The sequence below is a fragment of the Salinispira sp. genome, assembly GCF_059431795.1.
Window position 1 is genome coordinate 23,761 of the sequence record NZ_JBXWXS010000027.1, and the last position, 21,433, is coordinate 45,193.

Genomic DNA, 21,433 nt, shown 5'->3' on the forward strand with positions numbered 1-21,433 from the left:
GGGTATTTACCCGGTATGTCGGTTCGGTTTTTTATAGCGGTCTCAGGGTTCGGTTTTTTCAGATCTTCGCTTTCAAAAGCTCTACCATTTCACCGCTCCATTCATCCACTTCGCTCATATCCAGGGTTTCCATGGGCATGTCTTTCGGAAGTCCGAATAGAAATCGTGCGAAGCCCGGCATCGCAGTCTCTCCCCGCCCACCAAACACCCGGTACGATTCCGCGGATGCATTTGCGGCGTGACGGGCAACATTGTTGGTTATGGATTTTTTCCACATGTTTCCTGCATGTTTCACCAGGTAGCTGACCGAAAAAACGGCAAAAAGCGATTCACCATCAATAAATTCGGCTATGTCGGGTCGCATGCGCATACCATTAATGGGGCCGCCGGCTATGGTAACCCAGGGGGAAGCGCCGCCGTTCGTGTTTCCCAGCTCTACCGCCTCTGCCTGTATCTCATCGGACTTCAAGGCCGTGTTGAGGTTTCCGGCGATCCGCTCAGCCACATCTCTGCTTGTACCTGTTTTCGTGGCATACACGATTTCAATGATTTTCATCTCTGTCTCCTGAAAGAAATTTCGGGTTGAATAAACCGTCCCCCGGGACTGACGCTGGTACGGTTCCCGTGAAGCGGCTCTCCCATGCAAAAGGTACAACCAACGGCAGGGTATATTCGGTCATCTTAGATGAAAAATCTGAATTTCGTGAATTCCGCCATGGATTTCTCGAAGTATTCACGCTAATCTGTTTACCGATTACCCGGTTCCGCTTACCGTTTATCCATGAACCGGTCCGAATCAGACAGATCAAAAAAGGAGCCCCTTATGCATACTCAACAACTTATACGCAGCACCGGATGGCAGCTCAGGGGGACTCCGCCATAGACTTCCTGAGCACCGGTTCAAACCACAGGGCGCAGAGCTGCGCCTGACCCGGGTTGTACCTCGGGAAGAACATTCGGAGTCCCTCGTTACTATCAGTCCCGAAACGCCGTACGGCTAACGGGCCCCCGGCCAGACCCGGGGTACAGCAAACGAGGAGTTGCCGAAATGAAATTTCTGGAATTACACAATATCTCAAAAAATTATGCCGGACAGCAGGTGCTGAAATCCGTTAATTTTGCCATTAATGGGAACGAACGCTATGGCCTCATTGGTCCTAATGGTTCGGGTAAGACCACCATTCTGCGAATTATCACCAGAGCAGAGGATCCCGACGGAGGAAATCTTATAACCGCTGCTGAAACCCGAATGGCACTGGTGCCCCAGACTCCGCTCTTTTCCCCTGAGCTTTCTGTCCTGAATGTAATGATGGAGAAGCTGCATCCCTATGAAACCGCCCTGAGAGAAGCCGAGGCCGCCCTCTCGGAAACCACGGAAACCGTGGAACCGGAGGAGGCGCTTCTCAACCGAAGATTGACGGAGTACGCACGGGCCAGGGAACAATTTGAAGCAATGGATGGAGACAATGCTTCCGCCAGGGCTCATGAACTGCTTTATCAGGCGGGGCTGGATGACAGACTGGATGTACCCGCTGGAAATCTTTCCGGCGGGGAACAAAGCATTCTCAGTTTGATCAGCCAGCTGATGACCGTTCCCAACCTTCTTATTCTGGACGAACCGGGCAATCATCTGGATTACCGCGCACTGGCGTGGCTGGAAGAGTTTATACGGAGCTTCCGGGGATCGGTGCTGATGGTGAGCCACAACCGTTATCTTCTGGACCGCTGCGCCGGGAATATCCTTGAGCTTCGGGACGGGGAGATATTTCAGTATCGGGGAAATTACTCATCCTACAGAATTCAGCGCCTGCGCAAAGCCGCCGCCGATGAGGCTGCAGCCCGTGCGGACGCGAAGAAGGTTCAGCAGATCACCGAAATGGTGCAGCGTTTCGCCCAAATTGCAGCATCCCGTCCCGATCCTTCCTGGGGTAAACGCCTGAGGGCGGCCAGGAGCCGGTTGAAGCAGGAACAGTCCCGTGCCCGTACATCCGAGCCTATGAACAGCCGGAAGATCCATGTTCAGTTCGCGTCGGGGGAAGATAAGGGCGATGCGGCGATCCGGATCGTGGATTACAGCCGCTCTTTTCCGGGAACTAAACTATTTAATCGGGTAAATCTTGAGATCCCCCGTGGAAGTCGAGTTGCTCTGGTTGGAGAGAACGGCAGCGGAAAAACCACTCTGCTGAACGATCTTATTGAATACGGCCACTGGGATCACCCCCATCTGCGGATGGTAAATAGCCTGAAGCCGGGATATGTCATGCAGGAACCCCGGTTCCATTCCGGGACACGCACACTGGGGGATGAAGTGCAAAGCTGGGGGGCGGTGAGCAAAAACCAGGCGGTCAATCTGATCCTGCCCATGGGGTTCTCATTTTCCGATTTTGATAAGGAGCTTGTCAGTTTATCCGGGGGGGAGAAGAACCGGCTTCAGATTGCCCGGATTATGTACCAGAAGCCGGATATTATCATCATGGATGAACCCACTAATCATTTGGATATTCCCGCCCGGGAGGCCCTTGAAGATGCTTTGAGCGATTTCCGGGGCACGCTTCTGGTGGTAAGCCATGACCGCTATTTTCTGGACAAACTGGTACAGGGAATCGGAGAAATATCTGAGGAAGGTATCACCCTTTTTGAGGGAAGCTTTTCTGAATACTTTCATCACAGGGGTAATATCAGGTTTTCATCAGCAGGAAAGTTGAAGCGGCGGCATGGCGAACGTAACAGCGCCACAAACTCACAGGCACCGGATGCTCCGGACCAATCCGGGTCCCCACTGGCTATGCAGCTGGAAACCCGTCTGGAAGAGGAAGAGGCCAGAAAAGGTGGAATCGAACGGCTGATGGAGGAGGCTCTCTTACGGGGAGATCACGCCCGTGCCCGTTCGCTGGGGGGAAAACTGGAGAAGCTGGAAAAGCGGATTCAGCAGATGTATGAGGAGTATCTGGCTCTTTAGAAAAACGGATGTCAAATTAGATGTGTGTTGAGTATTTTGGGCCAATTTGCTCATCATCAGAGAAAAAATAGCATAAAATTTGGCTTTTAGAGCAATCGGAGGACTGGAAAGCAGCGGTTAAATATCAAAGTATAGTTTATAAAAATACATTCAAGGGGGAGTTATGAAAACACAGCGGACTCATTCAGCGAATTCTGGAAGATATGCCGGAAATGTTATAGAAGCTGTGCATGCCCAATGCACCCCCGGTGAATGTATTTGCCACCGGGCCGTTATTCAGTTGTATCTGAAAACTCTTCGGACCGGCGATCGGCTCCTGGCGCGAAATATTTTGCTGCTGCTCATCCGGGTTCCCGACCGCATAGTTCTTAACTGAGCCCGGGGTCAGGTATGAATGAACACACCCGAACTCAGTTCCGGAATCAGCGAAGAGAGGAGATAAGCGAAGAACTCCACTGGGCAATCCGCAACGGTGACATCCATCTTCCGCCGGAAGAAGGGGGAAAGATTCGTTATCTGCGTGAAAATCTGGGGTATATGGGAAGGTTGATATGCCGTTGGTATATAGCTGCCGTGGGGCGTGGGGATGTGCATTCCAGCAGGAAGCTTATCCGCTACATGCCCATGCTGGAAGATCCCTACCTGCCGGATATCTGCAAGGATCTGGGCATATGCCCGGATGATGAATACATGGATGATCTCCGGGATGACTGACGGCCTTCCCGGACTGGCCTTTCCGGACTGGCCTTCCCGGACTGGCCTTCCCGGACTGGAGTGCCCGGACTGGCCTGCCCGGAATGACAGACTCACAGGACTGGACTGGGTCTTCCTATACTGGGCCTTCCGGAATCAGGGCCACTGTTTGATCGACAGGGGGGGATGCTGCTCCAGATAATCGGTGATCTGCCGGAGCATACGATCCATGGTGAACCTCGCCCCATCTCTGAGAATAATCCTTCGGGGGTGGGGGCGCAGCAGGTCTTTCCAGAGGGCGATAAGATCAGCCGCTGCGGCTGTACCCCTCTTTCCGAATATGCGTTCAAGATCCGTTTTGCTCACCCCGGCAATGCTGCGAAGACCGGTAATAAACATTTCCAGAAACAGCTCATTCCCCGTCAGCTCATGGCAGCGCATTCCGCTCCGGTCTCCGGCTGCCGTATTTTGCCCGGAAGTAATCCGGCTCTCTGTTGTTTCTGACGGCCGCGGCGGCGCTGTTCTCTCTGGTGGTCGCGGCGGTTGTGGGTGATCTTTAGCCTGGGGCTGGAGGCGCTGCAAAAGGTCTTCGTTGAAATCCATTCGCCCGTATTCGAAGAGATGAGGATTTTCTATGCGCAGGGGACGGGAGTTGAGGGGAATGGTGCTTACTGCTCCGGGACCGATGCCTATATAGGGCCGCAGCCTCCAATAGGCGAAGTTGTGTTTACTCTCCTTTCCCGGTTTGGCGAAATTGCTGATCTCGTAATTGCGGTACCCGTGTTCGCTCAGAGTCTTGAGGGCCTGTTCCCAGAGTAGATCCAGCCGGGCGGGTCCGGCCACGGTTTTCCTCCCGGCGGCGATTGCCTGAGCCAGGGGGGTTCGATCTTCCACGGTTAGCTCGTACAGGCTGATTCCGTCGGGCTCGTGAGCGAGCAGGCGGTTCATATCCTTTTGGAAATTGTCCGGATACTGTTCCCCTGCTCCATAGATCAGGTCGCAGTTCAGGGCGAAGGGAAGGGGAGCGAGGTCCCGGAAGCCGGACGCGGTATCCAGGGATCGGTGAATATCGTCGGGGCTGCTGAGCCGTCCCAGCGAACGGAGAACTCCCGGCTGAAAACTCTGTATTCCCAGACTCAGTCTCAATGTACTGCAGTGTTCCGTACATGTAGCTGCAATCTGATCCAGAAATTCACGGCTCAGGGATTCGGGGTTGGCTTCAATATCAAGTTCCATGACCCTTGGAACAGTATGATTCCGGCGGATTATTCCGAACAGGCGGTTCAGGTATTCTCCCATTATCTCTGGAGGAATAATGCTTGGAGTACCTCCTCCGAAATAGATGGTTGATATTCCAGGATGTCCCAGCACGCTGTAGTACCGGGTGAATTCTTCCAGGCTTTGTTCCAGGGTGCGGCGGAGAATTCGTTCATTCCATCCGGTTTCAAAATAAAAATTGCAGTAATGACAGCGGCTGCTGCAGAAGGGAATGTGAATGTAAAGGGCGGGGGAAATCATTTGTTTCTGCTGAGAATATAGAGGATGAAGAAGAGCAACAGGATGCCCACACTTGCCAGAATGCTCAACAGGAGCCAGGTTTCCATGCTGAAGGCTGAGCTGCTCCCGGGCATGAGCTGCTGAATTACCGGAATCCAAATAACCAACAATGCCAGCAGTGCCAGTACAGCGAAGAGCCCGAAGGGTTTGTTCCGAATCATGAATTCTTCTCCCCGGCCCACTTTCCCTGCCCCGCTGCTGCGGTTTCTTTCCAAGCCCGGACGGTGGGCACTATGCCCTGGGCAAAGGGGGTCCGGGGTTCCCAGCCCAACAGATGCCGGGCTTTTTCCATGGAAAAGTGGTAGTTATTCCGCACCTGCTGAATACGGTAGGGGGTAAGATCCGGCGGGTTTTTGGAGCCAGCCAGGGCATACACTGCGGCAAGAATCCCTGAGACCGGCAAAACCAGCCAGCCCGGGGCATTCAGTTTGGGCTGGGGCAGTCCGGCTTTTTCAGCACAAAGCCCGATCTGTTCCTTCCAGCTGATCTGTTCTCCACCGGTAATATTGAACAGTTCGCCGTTTACCGCTTCGGGGTCCTGTTCCATTTTTTCCAGAAGGCTGATGTATGCGGCGACAATATCGTCGATAAACACCGGGCAGGTAAGTCGCTTGCCTCCGTCTACAAAGCCCATTTTACCGTCTTTGATGGCATCCAGCATGGGGTACATGGTGGTGGTGTCCTCAGGACCGTAGACGTTACCCGGACGGATTATGCCGCAGACTGTTGAATTATTTCGGGAGAATTCCTGAACGATGGCTTCGCTTTGGAGTTTGCTGCGCTGGTAGTGGGTTATCAAACGGAAATAGGGTCCTTCTTCTGCGGCATTTACCAGATTTCCAAAGCCGTGGACCGATATGCTGGATGTATGGATGAAATACTTGGGCGCATCTGCCGGATCCGATTCCTGGATGTTTCTGATACTTCGAATAATGTATTCCACGGGCAGAATATTGGCCCGGTGAAACCGTTCTTTTTTTCCCCAGTCTCCCACCAAGCCGGCCACGTGAATGACCGCATCTTTGCCTCGGACCAATTCTTCCACCGCATCAGGATCACTCAGATCGGCCTGTATGCTGGAAATGCTTCCCGTACCTGTGCCCGATGACGTTCCGGACAGTCGGTCGCCGGAGGGAAATCCTGAGGCATAGCGGCGGATATCCCGGGGTGGATTGCTCCGGTAGGTTCCGCTAACCTCATGACCGAGAACGGAAAGAGCTGCAGCAAGATGGGAGCCGATAAAACCGGATATACCGGAAACGAGAATCTTCATACACTACAGCATAGGCCAGGATCCCTGCCTCTGTGAAGTGTTTTCTATGAAGTGTTTTCTATGAAGTGGTTTCTGTGAGGTGGTCTGTGAGGTGGTCTGTGAGGTGGATAGACAAAGAATGGCGGACAAGAGTAGGATATCCGCCATGAAGGCAATTTCCCGTATCCGAAACTACCGTGCGCCACTGATGATCGTGGTTTTCAGTGTCTGCCTCATTGCATACATGTATCTGAATCCTCCGCTGTCCGAAACGCCGCTGTTGAGTCCCCGGCTCTTTTCTGACTTCCTGCCGGCGGAGCCGGGGGGCACCTACATTGCTCCGGAAGAGCCGGGTGCAGCTCAGGAAAGCTCTCTTGAGGGCAGTACATATGACATGAGCCTGGATCTTGCATTTTATGCCTCCCGGTTTCTCCTTTCATTTTTGTTCATGGGGGGCATACCCCTTCTTGCCGCCTTTGCATTGGGGTTCAAGCTTCAGGATGCCGGGCTTTCCTGGACTCCCGGCATGTTCCGATGGAAGGCTTATTGGTTCCTCTTCCCCCTCTTTATTCTGGTCACCGCCGCATCGGCGTTTAATGAAGAGATGTCCGGGTTTTATCCATGGTCTGCAGCCCTTGTGGATCTGAGTATTCAGGTTTCGCCTCTCTATTTTGTTTCCCATGGCTTCCTGTATCTTTTCCTCTATTACCTTCCATGGGAGATTCTCTTCCGGGGGCTGATGGTGATCCCTCTGCTGAATTACCTGGAGCAGCGGGATTTGGATAATGACCGGGCTAACAAGGGGGCGCGAAACAGAGGGCTGGGCGGCATCCGCCTGGTGAACCGTACCCGCGATGGGTCCCCGCTGCGGGAATTGAAAGATCCGGTTATTCTGGCCCTGGCAATGCTGCAGATCCTTCCTACGGTGCTTGTTCATCTTCCCCATCCGGTGTCGGAGACCTTCGCCACAATTATCTTCGGTTTTATTGCTGCGGTGGTGGTTATTCGCACCCGTTCAGTGTATCCGGTTATTCTCCTCCATTGGGCCGCAGGTATCAGCCTGGATCTGATGATTGTGCTGAAGCAGGCTTTCCTGTAAGGGATCCCTGAGGCGAGGTGGATAAATACACGCCAGCTCCGTTCAATATGTTGAATAATTATAGAAAAACACGTCAATACTGTATTTTTTTACATGTAAATGTATACAAACTTTTCACCCCTTTTTATAATGACAGGCAATACGGCTTGAAAAAGCGCAGCCTGACCGACTGTGCAGAATAATAAGGAGTGGTTATGAAAATGAGACTTGCTGTACTGCTGAGCGCAGTACTTGTTCTTGGTACCCTCATCTCCTGCGGCGGAGATACGGATACCATCAAGATCGGAGTTGCCGGACCTCATACCGGAGATTTGGCATCATATGGAATTCCAACCATTAAGGCTGCAGAGCTGGTGGTGAAGGAATGGAACGAAAACGGCGGCATTATGGGCAAACAGATCGAGCTGATAATTGAGGACGATGTCTGTGACCCGAAAATTGCTCCGGACGTTGCAACCAAAATGATCGGCGAGGATGTTGCCGGTGTGATCGGACATATCTGTTCAGGTGCCACAGAGGCTGCATTGGGCATTTACCTTGAGTCGGAAATCCCTGTCATTTCTCCCTCAGCTACCAATCCTCCTCTTACACAGAGCGGAACATATACCAATTTCTTCCGAACAATTGCTCCCGATGACGCACAGGCCCGTCTGGAAGTTGATTTCGCCAACAGTCTGGGAGTAAACCGGGTCGCAGTACTGCATGACAAGCAGTCCTACGGAAAAGGCCTTGCGGAGTTTGCCCGCAGCTTTATTGAGGAAGACGGCATCATGGAAGTGGTTCTGTTCGAAGGTATCCAGGCCGGTGCGGTGGATTATTCAGCCGTGCTGAACAAGGTTGAAAATTCCGGTGCCGAAGCCATCATTTACGGCGGATATCATCCTGAAGCCTCAAAGCTCGTAACCCAGATGAATGAAAAAGGCATGAATCAGGTATTCATTTCGGATGACGGTGTGAAAGACGAGACGTTCATTGAAATTGCCGGGGAAAACGCTGAAGGCGTATATGCCTCAGGCCCCAATGACACCACCAATGATCCCGTGGCGATAAAAGCCAAAGAGGACCATGTAGCGGATTACGGTGAAGACCCTGGTGCATTCTTCTACAATGCCTATGCTGCAACCCAGGCTCTTCTTGAAGCAATCCAGACAGCTGAAAGCACCGAATATGAAGCGGTGACCGAAGCTCTTCGTTCTCAATATGTTGATACCACTCTGGGAAGCATCTCTTTCGACGAAAGGGGAGATGCCATCGGTGTTGGTTTTACCATGTTCCAGGTTCAGAACGGCCGATACGTGGCCGTGGAATAATGAGCGAACAGCATTAAAGGCAAGACGGGCGGAACCAGATGTTCCGCCTGTTTTGTTTTGAGGATATGTTATGAACAACGAATTCTTTTTTAATCTGCTGATGAGCGGTCTTACCAAGGGCAGTATTTATGCACTCATTGCCCTGGGGTACACCATGGTATACGGTATTATTAAGCTCATTAACTTTGCCCATGGTGAAATTTACATGATCGGGGCTTTCACCGCGCTGATCTTTGCATCCTTTTTTAATTACATGGGCGTGCCCGGGTGGGCCATATTCTTTCTGGCCTCCGTATTGGCGATCCTTTTTGCATCAGGGTACGGGGTTACCATGGAAAAGGTTGCATACAAACCTCTCAGAGGTGCACCCCGGCTTTCGGCGCTGATCAGTGCCATCGGTATGTCCATATTTTTGCAGAACTACGTTCTGCTCATTCAAACAGAAAAATTTCTCCCCTTCCCGAACATAATACCGGACTTTGCCTTTCTCCAGTCCATGGACAGCATTATATCTTCCCGACAGCTGGTGATTTTTGTGGTTACCGCAGCGGTGATGATCGGACTGTCGGTTCTTATTAAGTTCACCCGTATTGGAAAGGCTATGAGAGCCACATCCCAGGACCAGACCATGGCGAAGCTTCTGGGTATCAGTGTGAACAAGGTGATTTCCTTCACCTTTGTGCTGGGCTCTTCAACTGCCGCCATGGGTGGTGTACTGATTGCCGCGTACTCGGGTCAGATTAATTATCAGATCGGGTTCATTGCGGGCATTAAGGCATTTGTTGCGGCAGTTCTCGGGGGGATTGGAAGCGTACCGGGAGCGGTTCTTGGAAGCTTCATTCTCGGGCTCTCGGAAAGTTTCGGAACCGGGTACATCTCCTCTGACTATGAGGATGTGTTCGCGTTTATTATTCTCATTATTGTGCTGACACTACGTCCTTCGGGCATTCTCGGCGCAAGTGAAAAGCAGAAGGTGTAAGTATGAAAGATGCACAGAATTTACACAGCCGTGAGGCGCTGCTCCAGCGCATCCGCCAGGCGTTCTACACTATGATCTGGCTGATGGTGATCACCTTTCCGCTGATGATCATGCGGGATGATACGGTAAACGACGAGATTCTCTGGAGATGGGGAAGACTGGCCGGTGTGGGAGTGTTCGGCTTTATCCTTTCATACCTCTGGTATTGGGCTATGGACAGAAAGCAGGGAGGTGTCAGCAAGAACACGGTCCTTGAACGGCTGAGAAAACGAGTCAGCGGATACGCAGCGGACCGGCAGGTGCGACTTGCTTCCTTTGCCGTGCTGGGGGTTCTCCTGGCAGCCTATCCGTTCCTGGTTTCTCTGTACAACACCAGTATCATGGCTACAGCCCTCATCTACATCGTTCTGGGGCTGGGATTGAATATTATTATCGGTTGGGGCGGTCTTTTAAATCTGGGCTATGCGGCGTTTTTTCTGGCCGGGGCCTACACCTATGCCCTGCTCTATAAGTATTTCGGTATAGGCTTCTGGGTGGCGCTGCCTCTTGGAGGAACTGTTTCGGCTTTGATCGGTATTTTGGTCGGTATTCCGGTACTGCGGCTCAGAGGTGATTATCTGGCAATTGTTACCCTGGCATTCGCAGAGATGGTGCGTATCGTCTTGAATAATATGGGGGATTTCTCCGGCGGCCCCGACGGAATTAGCCGGATTCCCCGGCCTGGCCTGTTCGGTATCGACCTTAATCTTCAGGGCTCAATTACCCTCACGTATTTTATTGCCCTTGGGGCGGTGGTGCTAACAGTGCTCATTATGCGGCGGGTGGAAAACAGCCGCTGGGGGCGTGCCTGGGAGGCCATGAAAGAGGATGAAACGGCAGCTGAAGCCATGGGTGTGGATATTACCCATGCCAAGCTTACCACCTTCGCCATGGGCAGCTTCTTTGCCGGTATTGCCGGGGTGATCATGGCGGGGAAAACTACCAAGGTTACCCCCGACAGTTTCGGGCTTATGGAGTCGGTAATGATTCTCAGCATTGTGGTGCTGGGGGGAATGGGTTCCATTCCGGGAGTTATTGTGGGGGCACTCATGCTGAAACTGCTCCCCGAGTATTTCCGGGCGTTCAGCGAATACCGGATGCTGATTTTCGGATTGGTTCTGGTGCTTATGATGGTGTTCAAGCCCAGCGGAATTATCAGCAAGATCCGGAAAACCTTTACCCTGGAAAACCCGGATGCAGCCCTCCGCGCAGCACCCAGCCACATCGATGAAGAGGCGGTGGATATCACCGCAGGGGAGGATGAACATGAGTGATCAGACTGTTAACGGCACCAACCCCCTGCTGGAGCTGGACGAGCTGACCATGGATTTCGGGGGCTTGAGAGCGGTGGATCAGGTGAATGTATCCATCTATTCGGGAGAAATCGTTGCGCTGATCGGTCCCAACGGTGCGGGGAAAACCACCTTCTTCAATTGTGTGACCGGGGTGTATAGACCCAGCGGCGGCCACGTGTATGTGAATGTTCCCGAAGACAGCAAAGAGGGACGGGGTGGTCAGCGTCTTCGGCTGAACGGTATGAAACCCAACCATATTACCAATATCGGGCTCGCCCGTACCTTTCAGAATATCCGGCTTTTCCAGAATATGTCGGTTTTGGAGAATGTCCTCATTGGGCATCATCTCCGGTTGAAGCAGGGAATTCTCGCCTCAATTCTCCAGACGCCCAGCTTCCTAAAAGAGGAAGAACAGTCGGTTTTTGAGGCGTTGAAGTATCTCAAGGTGATGGGGCTGGAAGCCCATATGAATGATTTGGCCAAGAATCTTTCATACGGCGATCAGCGCAGGCTGGAAATTGCCCGGGCGCTGGCTACCGAACCCTTCCTTCTGCTTCTGGATGAACCGGCGGCGGGGATGAATCCCCGGGAAACGGCGGCTCTCAACGAGGATATTAAACGGCTTCAGACGGAAGAGGGAATGACTATTCTTCTGATAGAACATGATATGAACCTGGTAATGTCCCTGTCCGAGCGGATTTACGTAATGGATTACGGACAGCTGATTGCTTCCGGAACTCCGGAGGAGATCAGACAGAATCCTGCGGTGATTAAGGCGTATCTGGGGGAGGAAGTGGATGCTTAAGATCGATAATATCAACACCTTTTACGGCAATATTCACGCCCTGCAGGATGTTTCGCTGGAAATTAATGAGGGGGAGATCATCACCCTCATTGGAGCCAACGGTGCGGGGAAATCCACGACGCTCATGTCGGTGAGCGGGATTGTACCTGTGCGAAGCGGAAGCATTACCTTTCAGGGGGAAGAAATTTCCGGACTTGACCCTGACCATGTGGTAACCCGGGGACTGGTACAGGTTCCCGAGGGGCGGCGGATATTCCCCCAGCTGACGGTGCGGGAGAACCTGGATATGGGGGCCTTCCTCCGCCGGGACAAGGTTGAGATTGCCAAGGATCTGGCGTATGTATACGAGCTGTTTCCCCGGCTGGAGGATCGGCGTAACCAGGCGGGGGGAACCCTGTCAGGGGGCGAGCAGCAGATGCTTGCTATTTCCCGGGCGTTGATGGCCCGTCCCAAGCTGCTTCTCCTGGATGAGCCTTCGCTGGGACTTGCCCCCCTTCTTGTGCAGCAGATTTTCGAGATAATTACACGGATCAACAAAGAGGGCGGGGTGAGCATTTTTCTGGTTGAACAGAACGCCCACATGGCCCTGAAGGTTGCCCACCGGGGTTACGTCTTGGAAACTGGGAATGTAACCCTCAGCGACACTGCTGCAAATCTTGCTGCGGATGAGGATGTGAAGAAAGCCTACCTGGGACTTTGATTATTCAGGAAGGCGATATTAGGGCTGTCATGCCCATATTGTACCTATAACGGCGGTTCCCCCGGGGGACCGCCTTTTTTGGGCTCTACTGGAAATACGCCTGGTAGCCCAGGTACAGAATGCTGACGGCCAGCACGCCGAGAAAAATCACCCGGACGAAAGAACTGTCCTTTTTCATAACAAGGTGACTACCGGTCCAGGCTCCGCCGATCTGGGCCAGTCCCATGAGAATTCCGGGAATAATGAGTATATTTCCTCCGGTGAGAAACACCCCAAGGGAAACGATGTTGCTGGTGAAGTTTACTACCTTGGTATGGCCGGTGGCCCGTTTGAGATTCATCCCTGCCAGGGTGACAAAAGCTATTGTCCAGAAGCTGCCGGTTCCGGGGCCGAAAAATCCGTCGTAGAACCCGATGATCAGACCGAATATGAGATAAAACAATCCCCGCCCCAGCCGTTCCTTTGATTCCACCTTTCCCAGATCCTTCCGGAAAAGCATAAAAAAGAACAAGGCAGAAAGGGCCACAGGAATGATCAGGTCAAGGAAATCTGCGGACAAAAGCTGAACCGCCGCCGATCCCGATGCCGCCCCCATGAGGGTAAAGGCGATTCCCGGAAGAATTTCCCGGATCCGCACCAGCCCTCCGTTGCGGTAACGCAGGGTGGCGGTGAGGCTGCCGAAACTTGCCTGGAGTTTGTTGGTGGCGATGGCCTGGTGGGGGGAGAATCCGGTGAGAAGGAATACCGGAATGGTAATCATCCCCCCGCCGCCAGCCATTGAGTCGATAAAGCCTGCGAGAAAACCCGCTACAACCAGAAAGGCTCCTGCAAGCACCGGCATGCTGTGAATAAGTCCCTGTTCAATCAGTCCGTTTTCTATCATTAGGCTGGCATACACTCCGTTGGTGGAAATCAGCGCCAAGTATAGACCGGTGGCGGCGGATGCTCAAGGATGCGGTGGCACAGGAAAACTGGACAGATGGAATGAATCAGGGTATTTTCTTATGCTATGAATACAGAAACATTACAAAAGTACGCAGAGCTGGCCCTGAAAGTGGGCTTGGATTTTCAGAAAGATCAGTGTCTTCAGATTGGAACCGGGGTGGGAACCTATGAGTATGCCCGGGCCATTGGGAAAAAGGCCTACGAAATGGGGGCAAAGTATGTCCGCATTGTGGTTGCGGACAATGAATTGACCAAAAGCCGGGCTGAAAACACCAAAAAAGAAAACCTGAGCTACATTCCCCGGGATGTCATAGAGGGCGGAAAGATGCAGCTGGATGAGAGCTGGGCCCGAATCAGAATAGACAGCACCGAAGAACTGGATGTGCTCAAAGGCGTGGATTCCGAAGCCCTGAGCGAAATGACGAAAAGCAGCCGTACGGCCATGAAATTTTTGAGCGAACAGCTCATGCGCCATAAGCATCCCTGGCTGGTGCTTGCCGCCCCGGGTCCCAAATGGGCGAAGCGGATTTTCGGACTGGGGGATAATGCAAGCCAGAGCGAAATTGACGAAGCATACCGGAAGCTTGAAGAGGTGTTTATCTCCATTCTGCGCCTGGACAAAGAAGATCCCGTGGCAACCTGGAAAGAACTTGGCCGAACCCTTGGCGAGCGGGGGCGCAAGCTCAATGGAATGGATCTGGACCGGGTGCGATTCACATCGGGCAAAACCGATCTGAGCGTCGCTCTTGCCCCCACCCATACATGGCTCGGAGGTCCCAGTCAGCTTCCTGACGGACGCTGGTATGAACCCAACCTTCCCACCGAAGAGGTGTTCACAACCCCTGACTTCCGCCGCACTGAGGGGATTGTACATGTTGTAAAGCCGGTGAAAGTAATGGAAAATCTGGTGGAAAACGCCTGGTTCAAATTCGAAAAGGGCAAGGTTGTGGATTTCGGCGCCGATTCCGGGAAAGAAATTCTTGAACGATTCCTCTCCATGGATGAGGGTGCTTCGTATCTGGGAGAGGTCGCTCTGGTGGACGTAGATTCGCCCATTAACCGCAGCGGTCTGATCTTCGGAAGCATTCTCTTCGATGAAAACGCTTCCTGCCACATTGCTCTGGGAGCGGGATATCCCTCCTGTTTAACCAATGCGGATGACCTTCAGAGTAACGAGCAGCTGAAGGATGCGGGGTGCAACGTGAGCGTGCTTCACACCGATTTCATGATCAGTGACGATACCACCGACGTAACCGGCTATACGGCCGATGGAACCGAGCTGCCGATTATCCGAAGCGGTAAATTTGTAATCTAATCCCGTAATTATTCCCTGCATTCCCGTAAAGCCGGAGTGCAGGGAAGTATTTTTAATACGGGCTTCGCGAAATTGTTTTCAGGGGGTGTATTTTTCCTCTTCCGGCGGTGGCAGCCGACGCTGATCGCTGCCGTTGTCTTTCTTGAGGGTGAACTCACTGATCATTTTCATCATCATCTGCCCCTGACCTGCAAGCTGTTCAGATGCTGCCGCACTTTCCTCGGCGCTGGCCGTATTGGCCTGGGTCACCTGGTCGATCTGATCGAGACCAGATGTGATTTCATCTATTGCCAGTGCCTGTTCCTCACTGGCGGCGGATATCTCTTCCAGGAACGCCGCAACCTTTTCCGCTGCGCTCACTATGGAATCCAGCTGCCCGGCTGTGTTCTTCACTGCCGAATTGCCCTCTTTGATGTTGGTAATGGATCCTTCAACCATTTCTGTTGTACGCCGAACCGCATCAGCGCTCCTGGTAGCTAAATTCCGTACCTCGTCGGCAACAACCGCGAAACCCTTCCCGTATTTACCTGCCCGGGCGGCTTCCACATTGGCATTCAACGCCAACAGATTGATCTGAAAAGCTATATCATCAATGAGCTTTACAACGGTCTTAATCTCGTCAGAGGAAGTATTTATCTTCTCCATGATTTCCAGTACTTCCTTCATTTGCTGGTTGCCGGTTCGGGCTCCATCAGCTGCGCTTTTAGCCAGAGTGGAGGCTTCCCGGGAATTGCCCGCATTCTGTTTCGACTGGCTGTTGATATTATTGATGGAGGCGGTGACTTCTTCCAGTGAAGATGCCTGCTCTGTGGCACCCTGGGAGAGGGATTGACTGGATTCGGATACCTGGTCCACACCGGTGGCAACCTGTCGTGCCGTGATTTTCACCTCATTAAGCAAAGTGTTCAGGGATTCGGACATGTTAGAGAGGGAGTTCCCAAGGTCATCATTCTCCGATTCCATGGGAACTTCCGGGCTAAAATCTCCCCCGGAGAACAGACGGATAGTATCAGCCTTGTGCCTAAGGGAGTTCAGCATTCGTTTGAATGAATCATTCAATTGAGCAATCTCGCTTCGGGATGAGCCTTTAGGTTCATCAATCTGAAAATTCAAATTTCCCCGTGCAATTTCACCGGCCATTGAAGTAACCCTGGCAAGGGGACGGGAGATTTGAAGGGCTATAACGCTTCCGATTACCAGTGCCAGAATGACTCCCAAAATAATGGTAATAAGCAACAACCTTCTTCCACCCTTCTGCAGCGATGCGGATTCAGTATATGAATCTTCCAGATCTTGGTTTACCAATTCTTCCAGACGTGCTAGCTGTTCCTCGATTCTCAGGGATTGGTCATCCATGGTTTTCATTATAGTGGTTTCCTGCTCCATTAGAGATGTAAGCACCGGTTCCACATATTCGTTCATCTCAGCAAATAGACCCTCAATGAGATTTGCTCTGGAAAGGGTCACATTCTCATACAAGTCGGATTTTTGCTGCGAATTTTCTGAAACATTGATCTGGACGGCCGACTCATGGAGTGCATTATGATGGGGTTCAAGTTCTGAGAGAATAGAATTGAGTTTGGGATCGTCTATTTCGTATGCATAGTACCACTCACCGAAGAAACATTTCCGGGGATCTGTCTCACCGGTGAACGTTTCGCCGGCTAAAATCTGCCGGTTCAGCTGCTCCACCCACTTTTTATGCTGCAATTCCACCAGAGTGAGGAAGTGGACAATATCCCAGTTTTTCCCTGCATACGCAAAATTATACTTCAGCCGCTCATCATGGGAGTGCGTTAGGGCATTGAGGCTTTCCACATACGTTGAATGCAGGGATTGGGCGCTGCGGACCGTCTCAAGACCGGGACCGTCAATTGCAACTGTGGATATTTGGCTGTCCGCAGAATTGTATTTCCGGCCGCTTTCACTGTCCAGAAATGTCCGGCTTCCGGTGCCGTGAACCAACATATCCAAATACATGGCGAACGTGGCATTATACTCTTCAATATCCGACTTCAGTGAATCATCCCGGCTATCGGTCAGCAGATATTCGGCACCGGCATCCCTGCTTTCAAGGAGAGAAATTACCGCTTCCATAGCCACGTCCTTAATGGGACTTTTCTCATGAATAATCACATCGGTACTTCCGGAAATTGATGCGGATACCACGATTCCGATAATTCCCGCTGCTGCAATGAGAACGGCCAAGGCTGAGAAGCCTGCTAAAAGTTTTGGAAGCAGTTTCATACCATCTCCTGTATACGGTGATGGTGTTATTTTGATGCGTTCATGTAGAGAAATCAAATATATAAAGCGGATAATACATTATAGAAATTATCAGCAATGCTCTCGGTCCAATAGGAATCAGCTCAGATTTTCCAGATAATAGCGAACCGCACCGTCATGGGGGGCTTCGGTTCTGCAGCCTCTGAACAGTTCCAGTGCTTCTATTTGCTTTCCTTGGCGGTGGAGAAACACTGCTTTTTCGAACATCTTGCGGGTTTTCCGCTTTTGCTTCCATATTTCGGGAGGATCAGCGTTGATCACTTCAACCACATCCACGCTATTCTCCCTGCCCTTCACGGCGAAGCTGCCGATGTTCCGCAGGTAAAATCCTTCATTTCCCATGGCGTGGTCCACCGCCTCTCCTGATATAAGAATCCGGATTGCAAATGTCCGGGTCAGGCTCTGCAGCCGGAAACTGAGGTTAACCGCATCGGAAATTACCGTTCCGTCCATTCGAATATCTTCGCCGATGGTTCCCAGCATGCAGGATCCTGTGTGAATTCCGATTCCCATTTCCAGGGCGGGCAGCCCCCGGTCTTTACGGTTGGCATTTAAGTGATCCAATGCCTGATGCATCTCAATTGCCGCCTGAATGGCATTGCTGGAATTTCCCGAAAAGAGCGCCATAATTCCGTCCCCGAGATATTTATCTACAAAACCCTTGTTTTTCCGAATGGCGGGCCCCATTCCGGCAAGAAAGGTGTTGATCAGATCAAACACGTGTTCGGGACCGCTTTCTTCGGCAATTTTAGTGAACCCTTTCAGGTCGGCAAAAAGTACGGTTAAAAACTCTTCGGAGTGATCGCCCAAATGGATGTCGGTTATCTCATTCTTTTTCAGGAATTTAAGGAATTCCCTGGGGACAAAACGTTCCATGGCATCGTTTATTTGCTGCAGCCGGGCGGAAAGGGTTTCCGAGTTCTGGAGTGCCCGGGTGGTCCGTCTGCTGAGATTCAGCGAGAGTATGAGAATAAACAGAACCATTCCCAGGCTTGAAAGGCTGGGAATAGGGAGCAGAAGAATGGTTTTGATAATGTCGAACACCGCAGTAAACAGAAGAACCAGGAAACCCAGGGCGAAGGTGCCAGAAAAAGGCTTCCGGGTAAAAAGGGCATGCAACACCACGGCGCTCAAACCGAGGGCGATCAGGAGAGAAAACAGCTGGAAGGGGAATAAGTAGGAGGTAAACGTGAATGTGGGGGCAAAAATAACCAGCGCACTGTAGACAAGGGAGCCGGCGGCGGCAGTCCATGCAAGTATCCGGGAGAATTTCCCCGGATAGGTGAAATGAACAAAGAGGGTAACCGCCATAATGGAAACACTGAATGTGAGAAAATTCAGCCGCATTACCGGGGCAATGCCGATGTGGGGGATCAGCAGGGTGAGGGGAAAGGTGTCTACCACCAGAGCCCTGAGTCCAAGAAAAAGGGACAGGACGGCAAACCAGAGGGGGGCAGGCTCCCTCCGTCGGTAGAAAAAGAGAAAAAGATGATACACCGCCATTATGCTCAGAATACCCAGCAGGAAGTAATTCATCGCAAGGGTGGAATGATAATGGGCGAATACCCGTGAACGGGGCCCGATAATGAGATTGTCAATGAGCCCGCCGTTCACCGTATCGTAATTGGACATGTGAATGATAACTTCCACCCGATCGGCCGTTTCCAAGGCGGAGCTAACGCCGCTGTTCCATGCCCCCCTGGCGAATTCGGCGGTGGAAGCGGGCCGTCCGATGGATAACAGTTCTTCCCCGTTCCAGTAGATTCGTGCCGCAGATCCCACTTCCCGGTGTTCGAGATGAAGGCTCTCACCGGGTGTACCCTCCGGGAGGAAAATTGTGAGGCGGTAGCTTCCGAAATTCCGGGGAGGAAAGCCCTCTCCGTTCTCCCAAGATGCGCCGCTTGATATATAGCGGTCGGGAGTACGCTGAGAGCCTGGCTGGAGAAAGTGGTTCTCGTGAAATTCCCACTCTCCCCGCAGAGATATGAGCCCACTGTCTGAAAAATCGTAGTTGCGGAGGTCAAGAACACCCCGATCGGCCCGGATGTTTCCCGATTGAGCTCTGTTAAGTTCAGGATCTTCAAGAATTCCTGCCGAAAAAAGGAAACTTGTATTAGAATACAGAAGAAAAAACAGCGTAATGGCAATGATTCGATATGGGGGGCGTTTCATGGATTGTCCCTGCCTTCAATTGATGTTGAGCAATACCCGCCGATTATACCATAATGTTTATATTGGATCATCAAGAGGTGGAAGATATGCAGCATGACAGAGTGAACGTCTCAAGCTTCTTTCAGGTAAGTGAAATCCTCTTTTATCTCACCAACCTCTTTATTTTTATCGGTCTGGTTCAGTATACCGTCAGGGATATGCAGAATGTAATGATCCCCCTGGGCATAGCTGATCTGGTGGTGATCATTATTCAGGTGCTCCTTCTTATTCTTGTGTTTGCAGGGGTGATTAATCGCAACACGGCAATGGCGGCTCTGCTTTTTCTCAGCATATTTCTGTTTCAGCTTTCGGCGGTGGTGAATAATAATCTGGGAGGAAACGTTGACCTGCAGATTGCCATTACCACATTTATAAGCCTTTTGTTTGCCTCCCTCGCAGCATTTACGGTGAGTAAATATATGGCCCTGGGTATCGGCGGGGTGAATTTGCTCTTTTTTATCGGCACTTCGCTCTATTATGAGAGTGCCAGAATGATGAGCGACCTGGTGTTCTTTACAACCATTATTCTGGGCTATACGGTGGCAATGTATTATTATCGCCATTCTCTGGAGAGTCTGGCGGAGAGTCTCTACGATTCCTACAGCCTGGTGAAGAGACAGAAGGTTGAATTGGAACTTCTCAAGGAAAAAGCTGAGAAAATTAACGAGGTGAACCGCCCGTTCGTGGTGTTTGGAAAGAATACCAGCGGTTTGATACATGACTTCAAGAACGATTTGGGGACCCTGGGCGCCACCGGCCAGCTTCTGAAAATGAAGATCCGGAAGGATAGGACGGTCACCCTGGACGATATTGAAGAGCTGGAAAAGCATATCGGGAGGATTAACAGCCGGGTGGAAACCATTAAATATGTTGTCAGCGCATCCAGCCACCGTGACAGTGAAGATATCCCCCTGAAAAAACTTATACACGCCACCCTCTATCCGTTTCGGCTTACTGCCGATCTGAAGAACCTGATCATTTTTGATGAGTTGGTCCACGCTGAGCCGGTGGTCCACGCTTCCCGGTATCGGCTGGTACAGATTTTGGAAAACCTGATCCGGAATTCCTGTGAGGCCATTGTGGATGAGCAGGAACGGCGACAGTTGTTTGAATTAGAGGATGGGCGCACGGAGATTCCTGAGAGTATTGAAGAGATGATGCAGAATCAGGACCGTCTTGGAAGAGTCCGGATAGAAGCCCGCCCCATTGAATCAGCGGTCATTCTCTGTGTTGAGGATAATGGCCCGGGGTTTTCCATGTGTGAAGATTGTGAAGCCGGGAACTGTATGGACTGTATGGAGTTTGAAATCGGAAAAACCACCAAGGAATACGGCAGCGGTCTGGGTCTGGTGAGTGTCATTGAATCGGTAACCGCAATGAACGGAGCAATGCGGATCAGTCCGGTGAAACCCCGGGGAGCCAGGGTGGAAATTCTCCTGCCCCAGGAACCTTCACGGCCCCTGTCGCAGGAGTTTATTGTGAGTATGGGGTTCAGCTCTCGTATTCGCGGATAGCCCATAGAGCGGCGAGAATTACCAGGTCAAGGCTGAAGGGTCTCAGCCATACCAGCCAGTCTCCGGGAGGAAAGCCGTTGAGGAAATGATTTATTACCAATACCACCGCCCATCCCAGGAAAATAATAAACTTGATAAGGCTCATGGTGCCGGCCTTGATTACGCTGAATAGATCAAGCAACAGCAGCACACCGAAAATGAGTTGAGCTATGGCGATTATGAGCAGCATTGTCTGGCTGCTGCCGCCGAACATTGAGTTCAGGGCCCGGGTCATTTCATTTACCGGTGAGTCGTAATTCGCAAGTGCAAGAATACCGCTTACAATCATAAAAACGGCAATAGCCAGAGTAAGAAGGGTAAGACTGAATCTTCGATCTTTGCTGGACATGATTCCTCCTGTTGGATATGTATTAGGCATTGTACGATTCCGAGAAGGGTATCACAAGAACAGATTCAAAAAAAGAGATGAAGCAC

The 21,433-nt window shown here is 51.6% G+C and carries 18 protein-coding genes; 10 read left to right on the forward strand and 8 right to left on the reverse strand.

What is annotated here, in order from left to right; translation table 11 throughout:
* Window positions 1–58: 58 nt before the first annotated feature.
* The gene (locus AC52PS_RS08875; protein ID WP_495562701.1) at window positions 59–556 is read right to left on the reverse strand and encodes a hypothetical protein; all 498 of its coding nucleotides are present in this window, start codon (window positions 554–556) and stop codon (window positions 59–61) included.
* 492 nt (window positions 557–1,048) lie between these two features.
* On the opposite strand from AC52PS_RS08875, the gene abc-f reads away from it, so the two are divergent.
* A complete protein-coding gene (gene abc-f, locus AC52PS_RS08880; RefSeq protein ID WP_495562702.1) occupies window positions 1,049–2,959 on the forward strand; it encodes a ribosomal protection-like ABC-F family protein in 1,911 nt (636 codons plus the stop codon).
* A 390-nt stretch (window positions 2,960–3,349) separates the two neighbouring features.
* Complete coding sequence (locus AC52PS_RS08885) at window positions 3,350–3,673, forward strand: hypothetical protein (RefSeq protein ID WP_495562703.1); 324 nt, start codon at window positions 3,350–3,352, stop codon at window positions 3,671–3,673.
* A 135-nt stretch (window positions 3,674–3,808) separates the two neighbouring features.
* On the opposite strand, the gene AC52PS_RS08890 is transcribed toward AC52PS_RS08885, so the two are convergent.
* The 3 genes from AC52PS_RS08890 to AC52PS_RS08900 are packed head-to-tail and all read right to left on the reverse strand — an operon-like array spanning window position 3,809 to window position 6,482.
* Window positions 3,809–5,170, reverse strand: a complete 1,362-nt coding sequence (locus tag AC52PS_RS08890) for a coproporphyrinogen-III oxidase family protein (protein ID WP_495562704.1) — start codon at window positions 5,168–5,170, stop codon at window positions 3,809–3,811.
* The gene (locus AC52PS_RS08895) at window positions 5,167–5,370 is read right to left on the reverse strand and encodes a hypothetical protein (protein WP_495562705.1); all 204 of its coding nucleotides are present in this window, start codon (window positions 5,368–5,370) and stop codon (window positions 5,167–5,169) included. The genes AC52PS_RS08890 and AC52PS_RS08895 overlap by 4 nt, the downstream gene beginning before the upstream one ends.
* A complete protein-coding gene (locus AC52PS_RS08900; protein ID WP_495562706.1) occupies window positions 5,367–6,482 on the reverse strand; it encodes an NAD-dependent epimerase/dehydratase family protein in 1,116 nt (371 codons plus the stop codon). Before AC52PS_RS08900 ends, AC52PS_RS08895 begins: the two co-directional genes overlap by 4 nt.
* 118 nt (window positions 6,483–6,600) lie before the next feature.
* Here AC52PS_RS08900 and AC52PS_RS08905 point away from each other — a divergent pair, with 118 nt between their 5' ends.
* From AC52PS_RS08905 to AC52PS_RS08930, 6 genes are all read left to right on the forward strand, one after another.
* Entirely contained in the window at window positions 6,601–7,560 is a 960-nt protein-coding gene (locus AC52PS_RS08905; protein WP_495562707.1) for a CPBP family intramembrane glutamic endopeptidase, read from the forward strand.
* A 194-nt stretch (window positions 7,561–7,754) separates the two neighbouring features.
* Entirely contained in the window at window positions 7,755–8,870 is a 1,116-nt protein-coding gene (locus AC52PS_RS08910) for a branched-chain amino acid ABC transporter substrate-binding protein (RefSeq protein ID WP_495562708.1), read from the forward strand.
* Window positions 8,871–8,940: 70 nt separating this feature from the next.
* On the forward strand, window positions 8,941–9,849 hold the full coding sequence (locus tag AC52PS_RS08915) for a branched-chain amino acid ABC transporter permease (protein WP_495562709.1): 909 nt from the start codon (window positions 8,941–8,943) through the stop codon (window positions 9,847–9,849).
* A 2-nt stretch (window positions 9,850–9,851) separates the two neighbouring features.
* Entirely contained in the window at window positions 9,852–11,162 is a 1,311-nt protein-coding gene (locus AC52PS_RS08920; protein WP_495562710.1) for an ABC transporter permease subunit, read from the forward strand.
* Window positions 11,155–11,988 (forward strand): ABC transporter ATP-binding protein, encoded by an 834-nt coding sequence (locus AC52PS_RS08925; protein ID WP_495562711.1) that lies wholly within the window; start codon window positions 11,155–11,157, stop codon window positions 11,986–11,988. The genes AC52PS_RS08920 and AC52PS_RS08925 overlap by 8 nt, the downstream gene beginning before the upstream one ends.
* Window positions 11,981–12,688 carry an ABC transporter ATP-binding protein gene (locus tag AC52PS_RS08930; protein ID WP_495562712.1) on the forward strand — a complete coding sequence of 236 codons (708 nt, stop codon included), beginning with the start codon at window positions 11,981–11,983 and terminating at the stop codon, window positions 12,686–12,688. The genes AC52PS_RS08925 and AC52PS_RS08930 overlap by 8 nt, the downstream gene beginning before the upstream one ends.
* Window positions 12,689–12,773: 85 nt before the next feature.
* Here AC52PS_RS08930 and AC52PS_RS08935 read toward each other — a convergent pair whose 3' ends face one another.
* Window positions 12,774–13,571, reverse strand: coding sequence for a TSUP family transporter (locus tag AC52PS_RS08935; protein ID WP_495562713.1), 798 nt, complete (start codon window positions 13,569–13,571; stop codon window positions 12,774–12,776).
* Window positions 13,572–13,697: 126 nt separating this feature from the next.
* On the opposite strand from AC52PS_RS08935, the gene AC52PS_RS08940 reads away from it, so the two are divergent.
* Window positions 13,698–14,948 (forward strand): aminopeptidase, encoded by a 1,251-nt coding sequence (locus tag AC52PS_RS08940; RefSeq protein ID WP_495562714.1) that lies wholly within the window; start codon window positions 13,698–13,700, stop codon window positions 14,946–14,948.
* A gap of 78 nt (window positions 14,949–15,026) precedes the next feature.
* Here AC52PS_RS08940 and AC52PS_RS08945 read toward each other — a convergent pair whose 3' ends face one another.
* The gene (locus AC52PS_RS08945; protein ID WP_495562715.1) at window positions 15,027–17,195 is read right to left on the reverse strand and encodes a methyl-accepting chemotaxis protein; all 2,169 of its coding nucleotides are present in this window, start codon (window positions 17,193–17,195) and stop codon (window positions 15,027–15,029) included.
* Window positions 17,196–17,312: 117 nt separating this feature from the next.
* Window positions 17,313–19,406: an adenylate/guanylate cyclase domain-containing protein gene (locus tag AC52PS_RS08950; RefSeq protein ID WP_495562716.1), complete on the reverse strand. Its 2,094-nt coding sequence runs from the start codon at window positions 19,404–19,406 to the stop codon at window positions 17,313–17,315.
* Between the two features lie 86 nt (window positions 19,407–19,492).
* On the opposite strand from AC52PS_RS08950, the gene AC52PS_RS08955 reads away from it, so the two are divergent.
* Window positions 19,493–20,959 carry an ATP-binding protein gene (locus AC52PS_RS08955; RefSeq protein ID WP_495562717.1) on the forward strand — a complete coding sequence of 489 codons (1,467 nt, stop codon included), beginning with the start codon at window positions 19,493–19,495 and terminating at the stop codon, window positions 20,957–20,959.
* Here the strand turns inward: AC52PS_RS08955 and AC52PS_RS08960 are convergent.
* Window positions 20,937–21,347 (reverse strand): hypothetical protein, encoded by a 411-nt coding sequence (locus tag AC52PS_RS08960; protein ID WP_495562718.1) that lies wholly within the window; start codon window positions 21,345–21,347, stop codon window positions 20,937–20,939. The two genes, AC52PS_RS08955 and AC52PS_RS08960, sit on opposite strands and share 23 nt — an antisense overlap.
* Window positions 21,348–21,433 lie beyond the last annotated feature (86 nt).